Here is a 17,663-nt window from a genome sequence, read left to right as displayed (position 1 = left end):
GTGACGGGCTCATGGCGTACATTGATACTCGTGAGTAACTCATTCGATCTGTACGCCCTGTCGGAGGAGCACCAGGCGATCCGGGAGGCCGTCCGCGACGTCTGCGACGCCAAGGTGGCCCCGAACGCCGGTGACGTGGACGAGCTCGCTGAGTTCCCCAAGGCGTCGTACGACGCGCTGAAGGCGTCGGACTTCCACGCCCCGCACATCCCCGAGCAGTACGGCGGCGCCGGCGCGGACGCGCTGGCCACCGTGATCGTGATCGAGGAGGTCGCCCGCGCCTGCGCGTCGACCTCGCTGATCCCCGCGGTGAACAAGCTCGGCTCGCTGCCGTTGCTGCTGTCCGCGTCGGAGGAGGTCAAGCAGCGCTACCTGCCGCCGGTGGCGGCCGGCGACGCGATGTTCTCGTACTGCCTGTCGGAGCCCGAGGCCGGTTCGGACGCGGTGTCGATGAAGACGCGCGCCGTCGCGGACGGCGATGACTACGTGCTGAACGGCGTGAAGCGCTGGATCACGAACGCGGGCGTCAGCGACTACTACACGGTCTTCGCTGTGACGGATCCCTCACAGCGGTCCAAGGGCATCAGCGCCTTCGTGGTCGAGAAGGCCGACGACGGCGTCTCCTTCGGCGCCCCGGAGAAGAAGCTCGGCATCAAGGGTTCGCCGACCCGCGAGGTGTACTTCGACAACGTGAGGATCCCCGCGTCGCGGATGATCGGCGCCCCCGGAACCGGCTTCAGCACCGCGATGGCCACCCTCGACCACACCCGCGTGACGATCGCCGCCCAGGCCCTCGGCATCGCCCAGGGCGCGCTCGACTACGCGCTCGGCTACGTCAAGGAGCGCAAGCAGTTCGGCAAGGCCCTCGCCGAGTTCCAGGGCCTGCAGTTCATGCTCGCGGACATGGGCATGAAGATCGAAGCCGCCCGCCAGCTCACCTACGCCGCGGCCGCTCGCTCCGAACGCAACGACTCCGACCTCACCTACTTCGGCGCCGCCGCCAAGTGCTTCGCCTCCGACGTAGCCATGGCCGTCACCACCGACGCCGTCCAACTCCTCGGCGGCTACGGCTACACCCACGATTACCCGGTCGAACGCATGATGCGAGACGCCAAGATCACCCAGATCTACGAAGGCACCAACCAGGTCCAGCGCATCGTGATGGCCCGCCAACTCCTCAAGGGCATCAGCTGACCGCTGTCACAAATCGCCGTCGCACCCTGTCGTAGCTGCCGACGCATCCGTCAGTAGCTACGGGAGGTTTTCGATGGTCGACGACGCTGTGCTGGCCGCGGAGTTGCCTGGCGACTTCACCAGCGCCTTCGCCGAGGTGAACGGGACGACGCTGCACTACGTCGCCGGTGGTCAGGGGGAACCGCTTGTACTGCTCCCCGGCTGGCCGGTGACGTGGTGGGAGTTCCGCAAGGTCATGCCGCTGCTGGCGCAGCGGTACCGGGTGATCGCCGTCGACCTGCGGGGCATGAACCTCTCGGCGAAACCGTCGTCCGGCTATGACAAGTAGACGATGGCGCGGGACGTCCTCGAACTCGCCCGCCACCTCGGCTATTCCACGATCAACCTCGCGGGTCACGACATCGGCTCCATGGTGGCGTTCAGCTATGCCGCCAACTTCCCCGATGCCGTCACCAAGCTGGCCATCATGGAGGTCGGTCATCCGGACTCCAGCCTGTACGACCTGAAGCTGCTCCCGACCGGGGATGCGCCGAACCTGTGGTGGTTCGCGCTCAACCAGCTCCAGGGCCTGCCCGAACAGCTCCTGGCCGGCCGGATGCGGTGCGTCGTGGACTACATCTTCGACAGTCATCTCGCCGACCTGAGCAGGCTCGACGAGCGGGATCGCCAGGTTTTCGCTGATGCCTACGACAGCGTCGACGCCATCCGGGCCGGTGACGGCTGGTTCCAGGCCTTCGATCAGGACGTCTCGGACTTCGGCAAGTACGGCAAGCTGGCCGTGCCGATGCTGGGTCTCGCGTCGGCCGCGAACTACCCGGCCGTGCGGGCGGCGTGGCCACTGCTGGGTGCTGACGTCGCGATGGAGAAGATCGACGACACCGGCCATTTCCTGCCGATCGAGCAACTTGAAGCCGTGGCCCGCCCCCTCACCGCCTTCTACGGATGAAGATAGAGACCTTCGCCGAGATCCAGCCGCAGGGACTCGAGGATGACGAAGACGGTGCTGTTGATGAAGACGTCGGCGGCACCCAGGACACCGGTGTACTTCTTGACGACCGGCGCGGCAGCCTGGGCCGAGGCCGTGTCGAGGTAGGCCTTGACGGCGGCCCAGGCGTTGTCGCCGTACTTCGCGTAGAACGGCATCGGGTCGACGGTGGCCAGGGCGGTCCGCACGTTCTCGACGATGTCGGTCACGTACTCCTGGTGCAGGGTGAGGTCGTCGCGGGTGCCCAGCCGGCCGAGGTGGCCGCCGATGAAGTGTTTCCACGGGTAGTCCAGGGCCTGGCCTGGGGCGGCAATCGAGCCGGGGACGTCCACATTGACGTTGAAGGCGGCGAACGACGCCCAGCCCGGGATGACCACGTCGATCAGCATCAGCGTCTCGTGGCCGGGCAGGTGGATGTAGATGTTGTCCGGTGTGTGGTTGGAGCCGTGCCAGGCCAGGTCGATGCGCTCACCGCCGATCTGCAGGGTCTGCTTGGCGTCGAAGGTGACGTCGGGCGCCGGCCGGGCCGGGTCGTCGGCCCGGAGCAGCAGCCGCTTGGTCTCTTCGTGGCCGACGCGCACGACGTCGCGACCGAACAGGCTCGAGGCGCCGATGTGGTCGGCGTGGTGGTGGGAGTAGACGAGATGGGTCACCTTGTTCGGTACGCCGTTCGCCGAGGCGATCTCGTCGATGGCGCGCTGCAGGTTGTGCCCGATGGTGGGTGGCGCGTCGAACAGGACGACTCCGTCGGGAGTGGTCAGGAACGCCGCCTGGTACCCGCCGTCGGTCACCCAGTAGAGGTTCTTCTCCACCCGGCCGACGTGCCCTTGGGTCTGCACAAGCTCCGGCTGGACGATGAGCTGGCCGAGGTCCGCAGTGAGCAGTTGCGCTTCACTGCCGCGGAGATCCGGGAGATGGTCGATACGGCTGGTATCACGCTGTCCGACCACGCTGTCGAGGTGCTGCAGCAGCGTACGGAAGGCTGGGCGGCCGGGCTGCGTCTCGCGGTGCTCTCGCTGGCGGGGCACCCCGATCCGGAGCGGTTCGTGGCCGAGTTCTCCGGCAGCGATCGGACGGTGGCCGAGTACCTGCTGGCCGAGATGCTCCAGCGGCAGGCTCCGGACGTACAGCGCCTCTTGCTCCGTACGTCGTTGCTGGACAGGGTCAACGGTGAGCTGGCCGATGTACTGACCGGTGGATCCGGGGCTGACAAGGTCCTGCTCGACTTGGAGCAGGAAGGTGCGTTCGTGGTTTCGCTGGACGCCGATCGGACGTGGTTCCGGTACCACCAGATGTTCGGGGGGCTGCTGCGGTTGGAGTTGCGGCGGACAGAGGCGGGCCGGATACCAGCGCTGCATCGTCTTGCTGCGCAGTGGTTCGCCGAGCATGGGCAGCCGGCCGACGCGGTCCGTCATCTGCAAGCTGCCGGTGACTGGCCGGAAGCGGCGCGGTTGTTGACCGAGCATGCGCTCAGCCTGACCCTCGATGGTGGGGCGGGAACAGTACGCGCGCTCCTCCAGGCGTTTCCTGGTCCCAGCGACTCGCTCGCCCTGGTGCATGCCATCGACGAGCTGGGCCGGCTGCGGCTCGACGAGGCGGCGGAGCACCTGGAGATCGCCCGGTCGACCGGCCAGTACCCGATGGTGGTCACGGTTCTGGACCTCCAGCTCGCCAGGCTGCGTGGCCACTTCGACTGCGTCGTTGCCCAGGACCACAGTCTGCCTGACGCCGATCTGCGTGCCGTACTGCTGCTCAACCTCGGTGTGACCGAGGCATGGTCACAGCGACCTGCGGCTGCCGAACGCCATCTGCAGGAGGGTGCCGCCCTAGCTCGCGAGCTCAATCGGCCGTACCTCGAGGTGGCCTGTCTCGCGCATCTCGGCTTCATCGCCACTCGGCAGTCCCTGACGCTGGCCCGCCGGCGAACCGAGGAGGCGATCGAACTGGCGACCCGGCATGGCTGGGACGACGAATCGGTCGTGGCACCCGCGTACGGCACGCTCGGCTGGATCCTTGCCTGGACAGGCGATTTCGGCCACGCCGAGCACTGGCTCGACCGGGCCCGGCACGCCGACGGCGAGCCCGGTGTCCAGCTGCTCGTCCATGTGGTGGCTGGGCTGATCGCTGCCGCCCGTGGGCGGCACCACGAAGCGCTGACCGAGTTTGCCGCGGCCGGCGGCGAGCACGCGTTCTCGGCCCAGGTGACGGCATGGACGATCGCAACCCAGGCCCGGGCCGGCATGCTCGACCCGGCCGCAGCCCCCAGCAGCCTCGGAAACGACCCTGAAGACAGTCTGATGACGGCGCTCGCCCGTTGCGACCTTGGCGATCGGCCCGCGGCGACGGCGGCTATCGAGCATGCTCTCGATCTTGCGGAGGAGGAGCGGCTGATCCTCCCGTTCCTGATGACCGGCGCGTGACGGGTCCTGAAGGTCCTGCCTGCCTGGGAAACCAGGCACGCCGCGCTGGTCGCCGACATCCTCGACGTCGTCCGCACCGGTACGGCGGCCCCGCCGTCCCTGACCCCCGTCGAGGCCCTCAGCCCCAGCGAGCTCCGGGTCCTCCGGTACCTGCCCACCAACCTCACCCGCCCGGAGATCGCCGGCGAGTTGCTGATCTCGCTGAACACCGTCAACACCCACATCCGCAGGATCTACGCCAAGCTAGGCGCCACGGACCGCAGTACCGCCGTCGAACGCGGCCGGACCCTCCACCTCCTCGCCGGGCCGAGGCGTACGGGCAGCTAGACCGCCGCCTACCTCGCATTGGCGGCGGATTGTGATGTGCTTGCGGCATGAAGGTGGCAAGCGGTTGGTCGGCGGACTCGTGAGCGAACAAGAGGCGGTGCATCCGGGGGAGCCGCGATTGCCCGCTGCTGTTGCGGTGGTGGGGGCGATTCTGCTGTACGCCGTACTGCCCAGCGCGATGCAGCTCGGGCCGCGGTTCGTGGTGCCGGTGCTGGAGTTGGCGCTGTTCGTCCCGTTGGTGCTGGCCAATCCGCGGCGGATGAGTCGGCAGAATCGCTTCCTGCGCAGGCTTTCGATCGCGCTGGTGTTGTTGATCGCGTTGACGAATCTTGCGGCGTTGGTACAACTAATTCACTCGCTGGTGACCGGTGAGGCGACCGTGGGTGGGCAGTTGCTGGCGGCGGGTGGGCAGGTGTGGTTGACCAACGTGCTGGTGTTCGCGTTGGCGTTCTGGGAGTTGGACCGTGGCGGTCCGGTGTCGCGCTTCCGGGTGAAGCGGCCGAACCTGCCCGACGCCGACTTCAGGTTCCCGCAGGACGAGGACCATGACGCGATCAGCGAGGTCGCGAGCCGGTCCTCCGCGAAGGCCGGCTGGGTGCCGGGCTTCGTGGACTACCTGTACGTCTCGATCACCAACTCGTCGGCCTTCAGCCCCACCGACACGATGCCGCTCACCCCTCGCGCGAAGCTCTTGATGGCGGCGGAATCCGTGTCGGCGTTGATGATCTCGGTGCTCGTCGTCGCCTTCGGAGTCGGTCTGCTGAAGTAGCTCAGCTGACCGGCCGCCAGCCGTACGGCGGACCCTCACCGACCCGGCCGTCGATCGCTTCGCGGAGTAGGTCGGTATGACCGGTATGCCGCCCGTACTCCTCGATCCGGTCGCAGACCAGCCGTCGGAGGCTGGCGTGCCGGCCGTCGGGCCAGGTGATGGCGGCGGGCTGGTCGAGTCCTCCGTCGGCGAGGGCCTCGGCAACGGTCCGACGGGCGCGGGCTACAGCGTCGTCCCACAGGCGGTACAGGGTCTCTGGGGAGTCAGCGGCGGCCGAGTCGAACTCCCAGGCCTTGTTGCCGTTCCAGCCGCTGGTGTCCCACGGCGGGCCGATCGGTTCACCGCGGAACTTCACGGTGAACATGTTGTCCTCCTGGACGGCGAGATGCTTGAGCAGCCCGCCGATAGTCAGCGAGGATGCGCCGATGGTGTGCTGCAGCTGAGCCGCGTCGAGGCCGTCCGCCTTCCAGCGGAACGTCATCCGCAGACGTTCCAGGGCACCGATCAGGTGTTCCGCATCGGTGCCCGCGATGGGTGGTTCCCAGGAGTCCATACCTGGAACGCTAGGACTATTCCAGGACAATCCACTTCCTGGTATTACGGCGTGGTGACTGGGTGGTACTCGCAGGCGTTTGCGAGGTCTGCGGGGGCCGCAGTGCTCGGTGTCGAGGGCTTGCCTGTCGTTGGCTTGTTGGTGGGCTTGCCCGTGGTGGGCTTCGGCGTACCGGGCGTACCGGGCGTGGCCGGAGTGGTCGGCGTGGAGACCGGCTTGGCCGCGAGCGCTGCCGCGACCGTGGCGCGCAGGCCGTCGTAGTCCGGGTGCAGGTACGCGAACTTCAGCTCGTGCCCGTCCAGCGGCACCTCGGACACCTTGGCGGACTTGATCTTCAGCGCGAGCTCGAGGAACGCCGGCAGCAGCTCCTGCGGGATGTCCGTGCGCAGCATGTTCTTACCGACCTTGGCCAGGCTGGTGTAGCTCTTCAGCAGGTTCGGCGGCGTCGCAGCCTGAGCGATCGCGTGGATGGCGCACCGCTGACGAGCGCTGCGGGCGTCGTCCGGGTCCTTGATGCCGTACCGGCCGCGGGCGTACCAGAGCGCTTCCAAGCCCCAGAGGTGCTTGTTCTGTGCGGGTTTGAGGTAGTAGTTCGGCGGCCGCTTGGCGTCGTCGCTGCCGCCGACCGGGATCGGGTAGTTGATGTTGACGGTGATCCCGCCGAGCGCGTTGACGAGCTGGGTGAAGCCGGCCAGGTTGATCTGGACGTAGTAGTCCAGCTTCAGCCCGGTCGCCTCGCCGACGGAGAGCTTGAGGATGTCGGCGCCGACGTTGTCGGACGGCCCGACGATGTCGTCGCCCTGCTGCTCGGGCACGTTCTTGTAGATCGCGTCGAGCATCCACTCCAGCCGCTGCGGCAGGCTGATGCCCTCCTTGCCGAACCCGTCCGGGTAGGCGTCGTGCAGCTTGGTGCCCTCCGGGAACGGCATGAAGGTCAGCTTCCGCGGCAGCGAGATCAGCGAGACGTTGCCGGTCACCGTGTCGATGCTCGCCACGATCACCGTGTCGGTCCGGACACCGTCGCGGTCGGCGCCGTCGTCGGCACCGAGCATCAGCACGTTGACCCGGGGCTTGCCGGCCCACGGATCCTTCTTGTTCTTGATCGTCGGCCGGGTCGCGCTCTTACTGTTGCCCCCGGCAAACACCGACTGCACCAGGTCCTGCTGGGTCCGAGCGGTCCGCACGCCGAGTGCCGTCGGTACTGCGACCGCGAAGCTGAGCAGGCCGACCAGGAGCGCGCCGCCGACTCGCGAGCCGGGAGTCGCGACGCCTGACCGCAGTGCCCGGTGGGAGGTGACGATGACGAGGATCCAGAGCGAGCCGAGCACGACGAGTCCGAACGTGACGTACCGGAGCTGGTCCGGCGCCACCGCCAGCTCGAGGACCCGCTTCCGCTGGGTGAGGCCGAGATAGGCCGCCACCGCCAGCAGACCGACGCTGATCGTCAGTACCACCGCGCCGAGCTTCTTCCGGCCGGCGAACAGGTAGCCGGTACCCGGGATCAGCGATCCGAGCAGCGTCAGCCCGAGCACGGCACGGGTACGCCGTGGCTTGCCCGCTCGTCGCCTCGGGGCCGCGCGCCTGGCTCGGCGATGCGTCGGTTCCGGACCCTGCTGATCACTCGACATCGGTGTGTCTACAACTCCGTCCAAGGGAGAGTTGGGCGCACACAATATGACGTACTCGGGGGGCAGTTGGTTGTCGGTTTACCAAGCCCTGACATTGGCTTACCGATGGTGCTCATCGGGTCACTTCAGGTGAAGGATTTGGTGATCTCGGTGAGCAGCTCCTGGGTCTTGCGAGGCGTGCTGGCCGCGATCGACAGCGAGTCCATGGTGATCACGTACTCGTCCAGGTCCTCGAGCTTGTCCAGGTAGACGGCGCTGGTCAGGTGCTCGATGTAGACGACGTCGGGCAGGTCGGCGTCGGCGAACCGGAGCAGCGTGAACGCGCCGCCGGTGGAGGCGTACCCGCCGGCGGCGAACGGGAGGATCTGGAGCGTCACGTTCGGCAGCCGGGACATCTCGGCGAGGTGCTCGAGCTGCGCGCGCAGGACCGCCCGGCCGCCGATCGGGCGGCGCAGTACGGCCTCGTCGACGATCGCCCAGAGGCGGGTCGGGGAGGATCCCTCGAGGATCTGCTGGCGGGACTTGCGCAGGGCGACCAGCCGGTCGATCTCGGCCGTCGGCAACGGCCGCTCGCCCCGGCCGAGCCGGGTCACCGCGCGGGCGTAGTCGGGGGTCTGCAGCAGACCGGGCACGAACTGGATCTCGTAGGTACGGATCAGCTCGGCGGCCATCTCCAGCCCGAGGTAGGAGTGGAACCAGTTCGGCGTGATGTCGTCGTAGCGTTGCCACCAGCCCGGGTTGTTCGCCTGCTTGGCCAGGTTGATCAGCCGGGTGCGCTCGTCGGGGTCGGCGAGTTTGTACAGACTCAGCAGGTCCTCGACGTCGCGGACCTTGAAGCCGACCCGGCCGAGCTCGAGCCGGCTGATCTTGGATTCGGAGCCGCGGATCGCGTACCCGGCCTCGCCGCGGGTGATCCCGGCCTGCTCGCGCATCCGGCGGAGGTGGGCGCCGAGCATGATCCGCAGCGCGGTCGGCCCGCCGGGCGCGCCTTGCTCTGTCACCGCCCCGTCCTCCCTGTTCGCCGACGCAAGCTTGGATCATTTCACGATTCGGGCCTGGCCGGGGCAGGCCGACGCGCCCCCACGAACTGGAATCGTTCCCCCACTGTTAGTAAGGTCATGTCTGCCAGCGTGTTCTGCCGACGATCTGCGAGGTCGCTCATGTCCGATGCCACGAAGTCTCCGAGCCAGGTTCCGGTCGGGGTGGACACGACGCGGGCGAGCATCGCGCGGGTCTACGACGCGTTCCTGGGTGGCAAGGACAACTTCGAGATCGACCGCGAGGTCCTGCGCCAGGTGGCGACCGTGGCGCCGCAGGTGACCGACCTGGCCTGGTCCAACCGCAACTTCCTGGTGCGGGCTTGCCGCTTCCTGGCCGGCCAGGCGGGCATCACGCAGTACCTGGACTGTGGCTCCGGTCTGCCGACCGCGGAGAACACGCACCAGATCGTGCAGCGGCTGCAGCCGACGGCGAAGGTGCTGTACATCGACAACGACCCGGTGGTGCTCGCGCACGGCCGCGCGCTGCTGGAGGAGAACGACCAGACGCTGTTCGTCAGCGCCGACATCTTCAAGCCCGACGAGGTGCTGAACGCCCCGGGCGTCAAGGAGTTCCTCGACTTCAGCCAGCCGATCGCGCTGATCCAGAACGGCACGCTGCACCACTACCTCGGCGACGACGGCCCCGACCTGATCAAGCAGTACGCCGCTGCGCTCGTTCCTGGGTCGTACGTGGTGATCTCGCACTTCCTCGACCCGGAGACGCCGGCGCACGCGAAGACCGCGCGGGCGCTGGAGGAGCGGTTCACCCACAGCCCGATGGGCAGCGGCCTGTTCCGCACCCACGAGAAGATCGCCGAGATGTTCGGCGACCTCGAGATGGTCGAGCCCGGCCTGGTGCTGTGCGACGAGTGGTGGCCGGACGGCCCGCGGGTGAAGCCGCTCAGCCAGATCGAGGAGTGCATCGCCGGCGGCATCGGCATCAAGCGCTAAGAGGTCTCCGACACCAGTACCGCGGTGGTGTTCGGCTCGAGTGCCTTGAAGAGATGCGGCACGTCGCCGGGATAGGCGATGTAGTCGCCGGGGTGCATTTCGACCGGATCGTCCAGCGGGCCGATCAGGGCGCGGCCACTGCCCAGTACTACGTGTTCGACCGTGCCCGGCATGTGCGGCTGCGACTCACGGCCGGGGCCGGGTGCGACGACGATGCGGTAGAGGTCGCGCCGGGCGTGTGGCGGGCTGGCCGCGACTAGGGTGGCGGTGTAGTCCGAGTGCTCCGAGTGGATCGCCCAGCCCTCGTTCGCCCGGATCACCTGGACCTTCGGGCGCGGCGGTTCGAGTAGGTCGGCGAACTGGATCTCCAGCGCGACGCAGAGCGCCCAGAGCGTCTCGACGCTCGGGTTGCCGGTGCCCGACTCCAGCTGCGACAGGGTCGACTTCGCGACGCCCGCGCGCTTGGCGACCTCGGTGAGGGAGAGGCCGGTCCGGCCCCGGGCGGCCCGCAACGAGGACGCGATCACGTCGAGTGGTGCCTTGCTGTCCATCGGTGTTCGCTCCATCGGTCCAGGTGTTCGGGTTGACGAACAGTTGTGATGTGTTCATCATAAACGTTATGCGTTCGATATGGCGAACATTGGATCGTGGGTTGCTGCGCGACATCGGGCTGGTCTGCCTGGCCGATGGCGTGGTCGGGCTCTCGTACGGCGCGATCAGCGTCGGCGGGGGACTGCAGTTGTGGGTGCCGGTGGCGTTGTCCCTGCTCGTGTTCGCCGGGGCGTCGCAGTTCCTGTTCGTCGGGATCGTGGCGGCCGGCGGCAGTCCGATCGCTGCGACGATCGCGGGGTTGCTGGTGAACACGCGGCATGTCGCCTTCGGGCTGGCGCTGAGCGACGTGATCGGTAGCGGGTGGCGACGGCTGCCGGGGAGTCATCTGATGACGGATGAGAACGTCGCCTTCGCGCTCGGGCAGGACGAGTTGCGGCAGAAGCGGGCGGCGTACTGGGCGTGTGGGATCGGGATCTTCGTCAGCTGGAACATCGGGACGCTGGTCGGCGCGCTGGCCGGTTCGGTGATCACGGATACCGATGTGTTCGGGCTGGATGCTGCTTTTCCTGCCGTGTTGCTGGCGTTGGTGTTGCCGGCGCTTCGGGATCGGTCGACGCGGAAGGCTGCTGCGGTTGGGGTTGTGGTCGCGCTGGTGGCGACGCCGTTCCTGCCGGCTGGGTTGCCGGTGCTGTTCGCTCTGGTCGGGTTGTTGTTCTATCGCGCTGAGAAGCCTGCTTTGGAGACGGTCCGATGATGATGGTGGCGGGGATCCTGGTACTTGCCGTGGGCACCTTTTCGCTACGGCTTGCGGGACCGTTGCTGCGGACCCGGTTCGAGTTGCCCGAGCGGGCTCAGCAGGTGATGGCGGCGGCCGCGATCGTGTTGCTGGCCGCGTTGGTGGCGACGGCCGCGTTGACGGACGGGCACGGCGACGCCGGGATCGCGCGGCCGGCGGGGGTGTTGGTGGGCGGAGTACTGGCCTGGCGGAAGGCGCCGTTCGTGCTCATCGTCGTCGCCGCTGCCGCGACGGCGGCGGGGTTGCGGCTGCTCGGCGTACCGTAAGTCCCCCCTTTGCGGTTAGCGTTCGGCCATGAAACGACTCGGGATCGCCAGCTTCGTCGTCGGCGCGGCGCTGGTTGTGTTCTTCGGCGTACTGATCATCCGGAACCTGCCGAGCACACCGAAGCCGATCGAGGGCGGGCTGGTGCACCTGTCCAAGGACGGGCTGACGCTCTGGGCGTCGGCGGACGACGTGCAGGCGGAGTGCAAGGTCAAGGGGCCGGACGGCTCGGACGTCCCGCTGGTGTCCGACGAGTCGACGTCGCTGCAGATCAACGACCGCGAGTGGTTCTCGATCGCCCGCTCGGCCGAGCCGGTTCCTGCTGGCGACTATGCGGTCAACTGCATCGCCGCTGACACCGACGTGACCTTCTCCGCGGCGCCGCGGATGTCGATCCTCACCTTCGTACTGGCGATCCTGGGTGCCGTCTTCTCCTTGATAGGCGCCATCGCCCTCGGCTCGATCTTCCTCGCTGCCGGCGGCCGCCGCCGCAAACGCGACGCTCTCCGCAACGGCCCACCACCCGGCTATCCCCAGCAACCTGGCTACCCGCAGCCCGGTCCACCCGGCTACCAGCAGCCCGGTTCGCAGCCGCCCGGCTATCCGCAGTACGGCGGCAGCAATTTCCCGGGCTACCCACCGCCCAGCACCTACAACCCCGGCCCCAACCCGGACCGCCCGCAAGACCGGCCTCAGGACAGGCCTCAGGACGGCCCTTACGGCAGCTAGCGTTCGGCCATGAAGCGAGCCGGGATCGCGAGTTTCGTGGTGGGGGCCATGCTGGCCGTTTTCTTCGTCGTCCTGATCGTGCAGAACATGCCGAATACGCCGAAGCCGCTCGAGCACGGGTTGGCGCGGCTGTCCACGAAGGGGTTGACGATCTGGTCGTCGGAATCAAGGTCGAGGGCGAGCTGCAAGGTGCGGACGACCGCCGGCGCGGAGGTCCTGCTGGAGCGGCAGAGTGGGTCGGAGACGTTCGAGATCGACGGCGTGGCCTGGTATCTGATCGCCCGGTCGGCCGAGGTCGTACCGGCCGGCGACTACCTGGTCGACTGCAGCGAAGCCGACTCGGACGCGACCTACGCGGTGGCGCGGCGGAGCTCGTTCGGCGCGACGATGTTGTCGGTCCTCGGCTTGATCGCGACGCTGTTGATCTTCACCGCTCTCGGCACGATCCTGTGCGTACTCGGCGGCCGTCGCCGCAAACCGAACCCGAACCTCACCTTCCGCCCCATCCAGCCCGGCTACCAGCAACCGGGACCTCCGCCCGGTTACCAGCAACCCGGGCGCCCGCCTGGCTATCCGCGGTCCGGCGGGCCGCAGGACGGCCCTTACGGGGGCTAGCGTTCGGCTATGAAGCGGCTAGCGATCGCCAGCGTCGCGGTGGGGGTCTTGCTGGCTGTGTTCTTCGCGGTGCTGGCCGTTCGCAACGTGCCGACTACGCCGAAGGAGATCGGCGCCGGCCCCGTGCATGTGTCCAGGGACGGCCTGACGCTGTGGGCGTCGACGGACACGGTCGTACCGGCATGTGAGGTGAAGACGGCGGCTGGTGCCGACGTCCCGCTGGTGATCCCGGGCGATGGTGAGGTGCGGAAGGAGGGTATGGCGTACTGGTACTCGTTCGCGCGCTCGACCAAGGCCGTGCCGCCCGGTGACTACTCGGTCAGCTGTCGCGCTGACGCGCCCGGTATCAAGTACGCCGTCAGTCCGCGGAGCTCCTTCGTCGCCTTCGTCGGCTACCTTCTCGCGGTGGTCTTCTCACTGCTGGGCTTCTTCGCCCTCGGGACCTACCTGCTGATGATCGGCGCCCGTCGCAGGGCAGCTAGCGTTCGGGCATGACCGTTTACCCCGGGCAACCGGCCGGGCCGCAGCGCAAGACGTTGCTCTGGCTTGCAATCGGTTGTTTTGTTGCGGGGCTGGCGTTGACCGGGCTGTTCGTCAATCGTGTGGTGCATACGCTGCCGCAGGAACCGCAGTGGGCGGACAGTGGCACGGTCCACCTCGACCAGGTTGGTCTGACGGTCTACTCGTCCATCCCGGTACTACGTGCGCCCTGCGACGTCCGCGACAGCAACGGGACAGTACTGGAGCTCGTACCGCCGGCGCAGGCCGAGACGTTCACGGTCGACGACGACACCTGGTACGTCGTAGCCCGCTCCCGCGACCGCGTCCCGCCAGGCGACTACATCGCCACCTGCACCGACAAGGAAACCAGCGCCGTCTACGCCCTGGGCCCGCGCAGCACCCCGACCGGTTTCGCATACGCAGTACTGGGCGCCATCACGTCGTTCCTGGTCGGCACACTCCTCGCCATCGTCTTCCTGATCCTCTTCTTCCTCCGTCGCCGGGCATCAGCCGACCGCACCGCCCCCGGGTCCGCAGCCACCAGTCACGTTCCCTGGCTACTCGCCCGAGGGCGACTGAGCTCACTGCGGCAGTGTCCAGCGCTGGTTCGCTGCGCCGGTACAGGTCGTCGCCTGCACCGCATTGCCACTGCTGGCCGGCGCCGTCAGGCATAGCCCGGAGGACGCGTTGCGGAGCGTCCCGTCGGCCTGTGCTGACCAGGACTGGTTTGCTCCACCGTGGCAGCTATAGAGGATCACTGCGCCTGGCTGGGTCGCGCTGGCGTCCAGGCAGCTGAACAGTGCGCGGATGGAGCCGTCCTCCGAGTGCACCCAGTTCTGGTTGTTCCCGCCGGTGCAGGTGTACAGCAGGATCGCCGTCCCGTTGGTACTGCCGCCTCCGGACACGTCCAGGCAACCACCGCTGCCCCGGACATCACCTGACGACGAGTTCCCGATCCCGTTCTCCTGTACGGCGGTACTGCCGCTCACCGTCACCTGGCTGTCAGCAGCGCATCCATTGCTCTCCGAGTTGCCGGTGAAGTGTGCCGCCGCGGTAGGCGACGTCGGTAGCGCCATGGAGAGCTTGGAGTAGGGCTCGTCGGCACAGGTCGCACTGTTGTTGTTCCAGTCGAAGTACTCGGTCCAGCTGACCATGCCCGCCGTACTGATCGTGTTGCCGCACCTGTCTGCAGACTGCCCAGCTTGAACGAGGTCCCGGCAGTCAGGTCCCGCACGGTCACGCCGTACCAGCCACTGCCTTCACTGGCGACGGTGAAGCCATACGTGTGCCCAGGCGTCGGCGCCTGGTCGAGGCGGCAACTACCGCCGGACCCGTCCTCGGAGAACTTGATGCAGTACGTGCCGGCCGACCCGGCTTTCCAGTCGGTCGAGTTCCACAGCGAGTACAGGAACATCCCGCCGCCATCGCGATGGGTCTGCATGCCGGTGTAGCCGCCGACGTCGCCGCTGGTGAACTGGAACTGATTCGACCAGTACACGTTGGCGCGACCGGGCGCCTGCTGGATCGTCATCCGGAACTCTGCCTGCGTCAGCGACGCGGCATCGAAGGTGTGGGGCGAACTTCGGGGAGCGCTCGAGACGATCATGCGCAAAACTGCCCACGCTGTCTAGACGTGAGCAGTTCTCCGCACGTTAACGGTTTAACTAGCGAGTGGAGCTGTGCCTTTCGGGCGGAGCAGGAAGGCGCCGGCGTAGAGCAGGGCGGCGATGATCAGCAGGCCGTCGAAGCCGATGATCAGGGCCGCGTACTCGAGACAGCCGCCGAGCATGGCGCCGAGCAGGTTGGCGCCGAAGCTCGCGGTGCCGTCCTCGGTGTCGGTGAACCGCTTCGCGAAGATGACGTTCGCGGCGAAGATCGGGGTGAAGGCGATCACCACGGCGACCAGCGCACGCAGTCCGACCGGCATCGAGAGCAGCCAGCTGTCCGGGAAGATCCAGCTCAGCAGTAGGCCTGCGCCCAGTACGGCGTACATGATCTTCACCGGTGGTGTCTTGAACCGCCGGGTGACTTCGACGGCGGCCAGGACGGCGATCAGTACGCCGGCGAACACGATCGCGTTGACCACCCACGTAGTACCGAACAGCAGCGCGAACCCGGTGATGCTCTTCGTCTCCAGCAACATGAAGCCGGCGCCGAGCAGGAACAGGTCCGTGTACGGCCGCATCCGCCGGTACGACGAACCGCCGCCGGCGATCCCGACGCCGATCAGCCCGGCGACCAGCACCAGGCCCAGCGTCACCAGGTAAAGCGACGGGATCCGGTCGGTGAACAGGTACAGGAACGGCCTGTTGTCGGTGGCCGGCGGCGGCGTGATCGCGCTCGGCCCGGCCCACGGCTTGTCGCCGCAGGTCTGGTCAGCCTCGGTCAGTCCGACCGTCACGACGGCCTGCTGCAGATCGTCGCCGACCTTGTCCACGCAGGGCTTGTGGCCGAAGGCCTTCTCGGCCGTCAATGCGAGGCGGTCGATCAGCCAGGTCTCGCGGTAGTAGTTGTACATCGCGAACGCGCCACCCGGAGCCAGGTGCTTCTTCGCGCTCTCGAACGCCTGCTGCGTGAACAGGTAGCTCTCCAGCCGCAGCGAGCTCGCGCCGTTCACCAGTGTCAACGAGTCCGGCAGGGCCAGCAGGATCAGGTCGTACTTCTTGTCGGTCCCGGACAGGTAGGCGCGACCGTCGTTGATGTACGACGTGACGCGCGGGTCCTGGTACGGGTGATCTGGGTGCCGGGCCTTGCCGATGTCGCGGATCCGCGGATCGATCTCGACCGCGTCGACGTGCTCCGCGCCCTTCTTCAGCGCGATCGCGACGTCGGAACCCGAGCCGGCGCCGATGATCAGCACGTTCTTGGGCGACTTGCCGACGGCCGCGCGCTCGTACGGGAGCCCGTACTGCGGTTCCCACTGCAGCCGTGCATCGGCGGGGATTGCCTGCTGGTGAGGTACGCCGTTCACCGTGATCGTCAGCAGCGGCACGCCCTGCCAGTCGAATCCGGACGTCTGCACCTTGTAGTACGGCGACCAGCTGTTCTCCGGCCGCGTCGACTCGTGGAACAGCACACCGACCATGACGAGCAGCGGCGCGGCCACCAGTACTGCGCTCAGCGCGGTCGCGGTCACCTTCTGCTGCGGAACCATCAGCGCCAGGAACACGACGGTGACGATCAGCCCCCACCAGATCGGCGGCGCACCCAGGAACGACAGCCCCGTGAACGCGACGATCCCGATCAGACTCCCGATCAGATCGAACCGGTACGCCGTGAGCCGGGGCAGGTCAGCGAAGCACCGCCCCACCAACTCGGCCGGCCCAGCCAGGACGACCGCGGCCGCGACGAAGATGATCGGCAGGATCACGTACGTGGGCGGGCCGCTGGTGCTCAAGCTGGTGAAGTAGATGACGCTCGACGAACTACCCCGGTTGACCGTCACCGGCTTCCACGCGATCACCGCGACCAGCAACCCGAGCATGATCGGCGAGTAGTACGGCAGCCGCTTGGCCCGCCCCGACCGCAGGATCCCGATCCCGATCCCCAGGAACGACCCCAGCAACACAAAATTCGAGAAGTAACTGAGGTGCACCACGTTGGACCCGGTCCAGCGAATCAACGCAAGCTCGAGGAACAGCATCAGCGCGCTGGACAGCACAAGCCGAGGCTTCACCGAGAGCGGACTGTGCCACCGGGGCGTACTGACCTGACCGGGTGTAGACGAGTCGACTGCCATGGGCGGCGACCATACCGGATCGATAGTGGTCTACATCACCCTGATCCCAAATTTCCAAGCTTCGACCGTACAAAGCACCCCACCCGTACTCGCCTTGCGCCCCACCGTCTTGAGCCCACCCGAACCAGCGTCGCCCGAGCCCGCTGGGCAGCGGGCTGGCGTTGTCTTGGTAGTGCTGGCGCGTGGCCCCACCCGTGCTCGCGGTGCGCACGAGCGTCTTGAGCCCACCCGAACCGCTAGGAGCGGAGCGCGATGAGAATCAGACTCTTGTTGCACGTGTGCCACCCAGGCATGGCCCCACCCGTGCTCGTGTCGGAGTCTCGGCTCCACCCGGGCCATCGCGAGGAAGTGTGATGGGTCTCAAGTGTGTCCTGCGTCGGCACCGGTGTCGCCTTAGGTGCCCCACGACGCAGCCTCAACGCACGCTGCTCGACGACGGCTTGATGAGGAACCTATGACTGCCACACCAGCCACATGATTGGTGTGGCAGTCATAGGACAGATGAAATCCGCGAGCGACTTCATCCGCACTTCACTGCGGATATCCTCAGTAAAGTGACCATACCCGGCGGGTATTAATGTGATCGCAACGAGCGGATCA

The 17,663-nt window shown here is 67.3% G+C and carries 19 protein-coding genes and 1 pseudogene; 12 read left to right on the top strand and 8 right to left on the bottom strand.

Annotated elements, in window-relative coordinates; translation table 11 throughout:
* Positions 1-30 precede the first annotated feature (30 nt).
* Positions 31-1,194 (top strand): acyl-CoA dehydrogenase family protein, encoded by a 1,164-nt coding sequence (locus tag AB0M15_RS16800; RefSeq protein ID WP_363819026.1) that lies wholly within the window; start codon positions 31-33, stop codon positions 1,192-1,194.
* Between the two features lie 73 nt (positions 1,195-1,267).
* A pseudogene (locus tag AB0M15_RS16795) lies at positions 1,268-2,140 on the top strand (alpha/beta hydrolase).
* Here the strand turns inward: AB0M15_RS16795 and AB0M15_RS16790 are convergent.
* Positions 2,131-3,018, bottom strand: a complete 888-nt coding sequence (locus AB0M15_RS16790; RefSeq protein ID WP_363819023.1) for an MBL fold metallo-hydrolase — start codon at positions 3,016-3,018, stop codon at positions 2,131-2,133. The pseudogene AB0M15_RS16795 and the gene AB0M15_RS16790 sit on opposite strands and share 10 nt — an antisense overlap.
* On the opposite strand from AB0M15_RS16790, the gene AB0M15_RS16785 reads away from it, so the two are divergent.
* From AB0M15_RS16785 to AB0M15_RS16775, 3 genes are read left to right on the top strand one after another with little or no spacing between them, the layout of a single operon-like run.
* The gene (locus AB0M15_RS16785) at positions 3,001-4,599 is read left to right on the top strand and encodes a hypothetical protein (RefSeq protein ID WP_363819021.1); all 1,599 of its coding nucleotides are present in this window, start codon (positions 3,001-3,003) and stop codon (positions 4,597-4,599) included. The genes AB0M15_RS16790 and AB0M15_RS16785 overlap by 18 nt on opposite strands.
* 6 nt (positions 4,600-4,605) lie before the next feature.
* Complete coding sequence (locus AB0M15_RS16780; RefSeq protein WP_363820239.1) at positions 4,606-4,926, top strand: LuxR C-terminal-related transcriptional regulator; 321 nt, start codon at positions 4,606-4,608, stop codon at positions 4,924-4,926.
* Between the two features lie 40 nt (positions 4,927-4,966).
* Positions 4,967-5,695 (top strand): hypothetical protein, encoded by a 729-nt coding sequence (locus AB0M15_RS16775; protein ID WP_363819018.1) that lies wholly within the window; start codon positions 4,967-4,969, stop codon positions 5,693-5,695.
* Between the two features lies 1 nt (position 5,696).
* Here AB0M15_RS16775 and AB0M15_RS16770 read toward each other — a convergent pair whose 3' ends face one another.
* The 3 genes from AB0M15_RS16770 to AB0M15_RS16760 all read right to left on the bottom strand — a co-directional run bounded on the left by AB0M15_RS16770 (position 5,697) and on the right by AB0M15_RS16760 (position 8,877).
* Entirely contained in the window at positions 5,697-6,248 is a 552-nt protein-coding gene (locus AB0M15_RS16770; protein ID WP_363819016.1) for a DUF664 domain-containing protein, read from the bottom strand.
* A gap of 44 nt (positions 6,249-6,292) precedes the next feature.
* Positions 6,293-7,780 carry an LCP family protein gene (locus tag AB0M15_RS16765; protein ID WP_363819012.1) on the bottom strand — a complete coding sequence of 496 codons (1,488 nt, stop codon included), beginning with the start codon at positions 7,778-7,780 and terminating at the stop codon, positions 6,293-6,295.
* Between the two features lie 221 nt (positions 7,781-8,001).
* The gene (locus AB0M15_RS16760) at positions 8,002-8,877 is read right to left on the bottom strand and encodes a helix-turn-helix transcriptional regulator (protein ID WP_363819010.1); all 876 of its coding nucleotides are present in this window, start codon (positions 8,875-8,877) and stop codon (positions 8,002-8,004) included.
* Positions 8,878-9,036: 159 nt separating this feature from the next.
* Here AB0M15_RS16760 and AB0M15_RS16755 point away from each other — a divergent pair, with 159 nt between their 5' ends.
* The gene (locus AB0M15_RS16755; protein WP_363819008.1) at positions 9,037-9,867 is read left to right on the top strand and encodes an SAM-dependent methyltransferase; all 831 of its coding nucleotides are present in this window, start codon (positions 9,037-9,039) and stop codon (positions 9,865-9,867) included.
* On the opposite strand, the gene AB0M15_RS16750 is transcribed toward AB0M15_RS16755, so the two are convergent.
* Positions 9,864-10,418: a helix-turn-helix domain-containing protein gene (locus AB0M15_RS16750; RefSeq protein ID WP_363819006.1), complete on the bottom strand. Its 555-nt coding sequence runs from the start codon at positions 10,416-10,418 to the stop codon at positions 9,864-9,866. The two genes, AB0M15_RS16755 and AB0M15_RS16750, sit on opposite strands and share 4 nt — an antisense overlap.
* Positions 10,419-10,486: 68 nt before the next feature.
* Here AB0M15_RS16750 and AB0M15_RS16745 point away from each other — a divergent pair, with 68 nt between their 5' ends.
* Genes AB0M15_RS16745 through AB0M15_RS16720 form a run of 6 tightly spaced genes read left to right on the top strand, consistent with a single transcriptional unit; the run spans position 10,487 to position 13,998 of the window.
* Complete coding sequence (locus AB0M15_RS16745) at positions 10,487-11,173, top strand: AzlC family ABC transporter permease (RefSeq protein ID WP_363819004.1); 687 nt, start codon at positions 10,487-10,489, stop codon at positions 11,171-11,173.
* Complete coding sequence (locus AB0M15_RS16740; RefSeq protein ID WP_363819001.1) at positions 11,170-11,481, top strand: AzlD domain-containing protein; 312 nt, start codon at positions 11,170-11,172, stop codon at positions 11,479-11,481. The genes AB0M15_RS16745 and AB0M15_RS16740 overlap by 4 nt, the downstream gene beginning before the upstream one ends.
* A 28-nt stretch (positions 11,482-11,509) precedes the next feature.
* Positions 11,510-12,208 (top strand): hypothetical protein, encoded by a 699-nt coding sequence (locus tag AB0M15_RS16735; protein WP_363818999.1) that lies wholly within the window; start codon positions 11,510-11,512, stop codon positions 12,206-12,208.
* Positions 12,209-12,217: 9 nt separating this feature from the next.
* Complete coding sequence (locus tag AB0M15_RS16730) at positions 12,218-12,823, top strand: hypothetical protein (protein ID WP_363818996.1); 606 nt, start codon at positions 12,218-12,220, stop codon at positions 12,821-12,823.
* A gap of 9 nt (positions 12,824-12,832) precedes the next feature.
* On the top strand, positions 12,833-13,318 hold the full coding sequence (locus tag AB0M15_RS16725) for a hypothetical protein (RefSeq protein WP_363818994.1): 486 nt from the start codon (positions 12,833-12,835) through the stop codon (positions 13,316-13,318).
* Positions 13,315-13,998: a hypothetical protein gene (locus AB0M15_RS16720; protein ID WP_363818991.1), complete on the top strand. Its 684-nt coding sequence runs from the start codon at positions 13,315-13,317 to the stop codon at positions 13,996-13,998. The genes AB0M15_RS16725 and AB0M15_RS16720 overlap by 4 nt, the downstream gene beginning before the upstream one ends.
* On the opposite strand, the gene AB0M15_RS16715 is transcribed toward AB0M15_RS16720, so the two are convergent.
* From AB0M15_RS16715 to AB0M15_RS16705, 3 genes are read right to left on the bottom strand one after another with little or no spacing between them, the layout of a single operon-like run.
* Positions 13,906-14,313 carry an RICIN domain-containing protein gene (locus tag AB0M15_RS16715; protein WP_363818989.1) on the bottom strand — a complete coding sequence of 136 codons (408 nt, stop codon included), beginning with the start codon at positions 14,311-14,313 and terminating at the stop codon, positions 13,906-13,908. The genes AB0M15_RS16720 and AB0M15_RS16715 overlap by 93 nt on opposite strands.
* Positions 14,314-14,315: 2 nt before the next feature.
* Complete coding sequence (locus tag AB0M15_RS16710; RefSeq protein ID WP_363818986.1) at positions 14,316-14,930, bottom strand: hypothetical protein; 615 nt, start codon at positions 14,928-14,930, stop codon at positions 14,316-14,318.
* 54 nt (positions 14,931-14,984) lie between these two features.
* Positions 14,985-17,000 carry a spermidine synthase gene (locus AB0M15_RS16705; RefSeq protein ID WP_363818984.1) on the bottom strand — a complete coding sequence of 672 codons (2,016 nt, stop codon included), beginning with the start codon at positions 16,998-17,000 and terminating at the stop codon, positions 14,985-14,987.
* Between the last annotated feature and the right edge of the window lie 663 nt (positions 17,001-17,663).

This window comes from Kribbella sp. NPDC051718 (genome assembly GCF_040681515.1).
Classification (GTDB): Bacteria; Actinomycetota; Actinomycetes; order Propionibacteriales; family Kribbellaceae; genus Kribbella.
The sequence above is the reverse complement of the archived record's forward strand: the minus strand, read 5'-3'. Positions and strand labels throughout refer to the sequence as shown.

What these genes read in the sequence shown, in the direction of transcription:
- AB0M15_RS16770 (WP_363819016.1), bottom strand. Translation starts at nt 6,248, where the DNA reads ATGGACTCCTGGGAACCACCCATCGCGGGCACCGATGCGGAACACCTG.
- AB0M15_RS16755 (WP_363819008.1), top strand. Translation starts at nt 9,037, where the DNA reads ATGTCCGATGCCACGAAGTCTCCGAGCCAGGTTCCGGTCGGGGTGGAC.
- AB0M15_RS16750 (WP_363819006.1), bottom strand. Translation starts at nt 10,418, where the DNA reads ATGGACAGCAAGGCACCACTCGACGTGATCGCGTCCTCGTTGCGGGCC.
- AB0M15_RS16745 (WP_363819004.1), top strand. Translation starts at nt 10,487, where the DNA reads ATGCGTTCGATATGGCGAACATTGGATCGTGGGTTGCTGCGCGACATC.
- AB0M15_RS16740 (WP_363819001.1), top strand. Translation starts at nt 11,170, where the DNA reads ATGATGATGGTGGCGGGGATCCTGGTACTTGCCGTGGGCACCTTTTCG.
- AB0M15_RS16735 (WP_363818999.1), top strand. Translation starts at nt 11,510, where the DNA reads ATGAAACGACTCGGGATCGCCAGCTTCGTCGTCGGCGCGGCGCTGGTT.
- AB0M15_RS16730 (WP_363818996.1), top strand. Translation starts at nt 12,218, where the DNA reads ATGAAGCGAGCCGGGATCGCGAGTTTCGTGGTGGGGGCCATGCTGGCC.
- AB0M15_RS16725 (WP_363818994.1), top strand. Translation starts at nt 12,833, where the DNA reads ATGAAGCGGCTAGCGATCGCCAGCGTCGCGGTGGGGGTCTTGCTGGCT.
- AB0M15_RS16720 (WP_363818991.1), top strand. Translation starts at nt 13,315, where the DNA reads ATGACCGTTTACCCCGGGCAACCGGCCGGGCCGCAGCGCAAGACGTTG.
- AB0M15_RS16710 (WP_363818986.1), bottom strand. Translation starts at nt 14,930, where the DNA reads ATGATCGTCTCGAGCGCTCCCCGAAGTTCGCCCCACACCTTCGATGCC.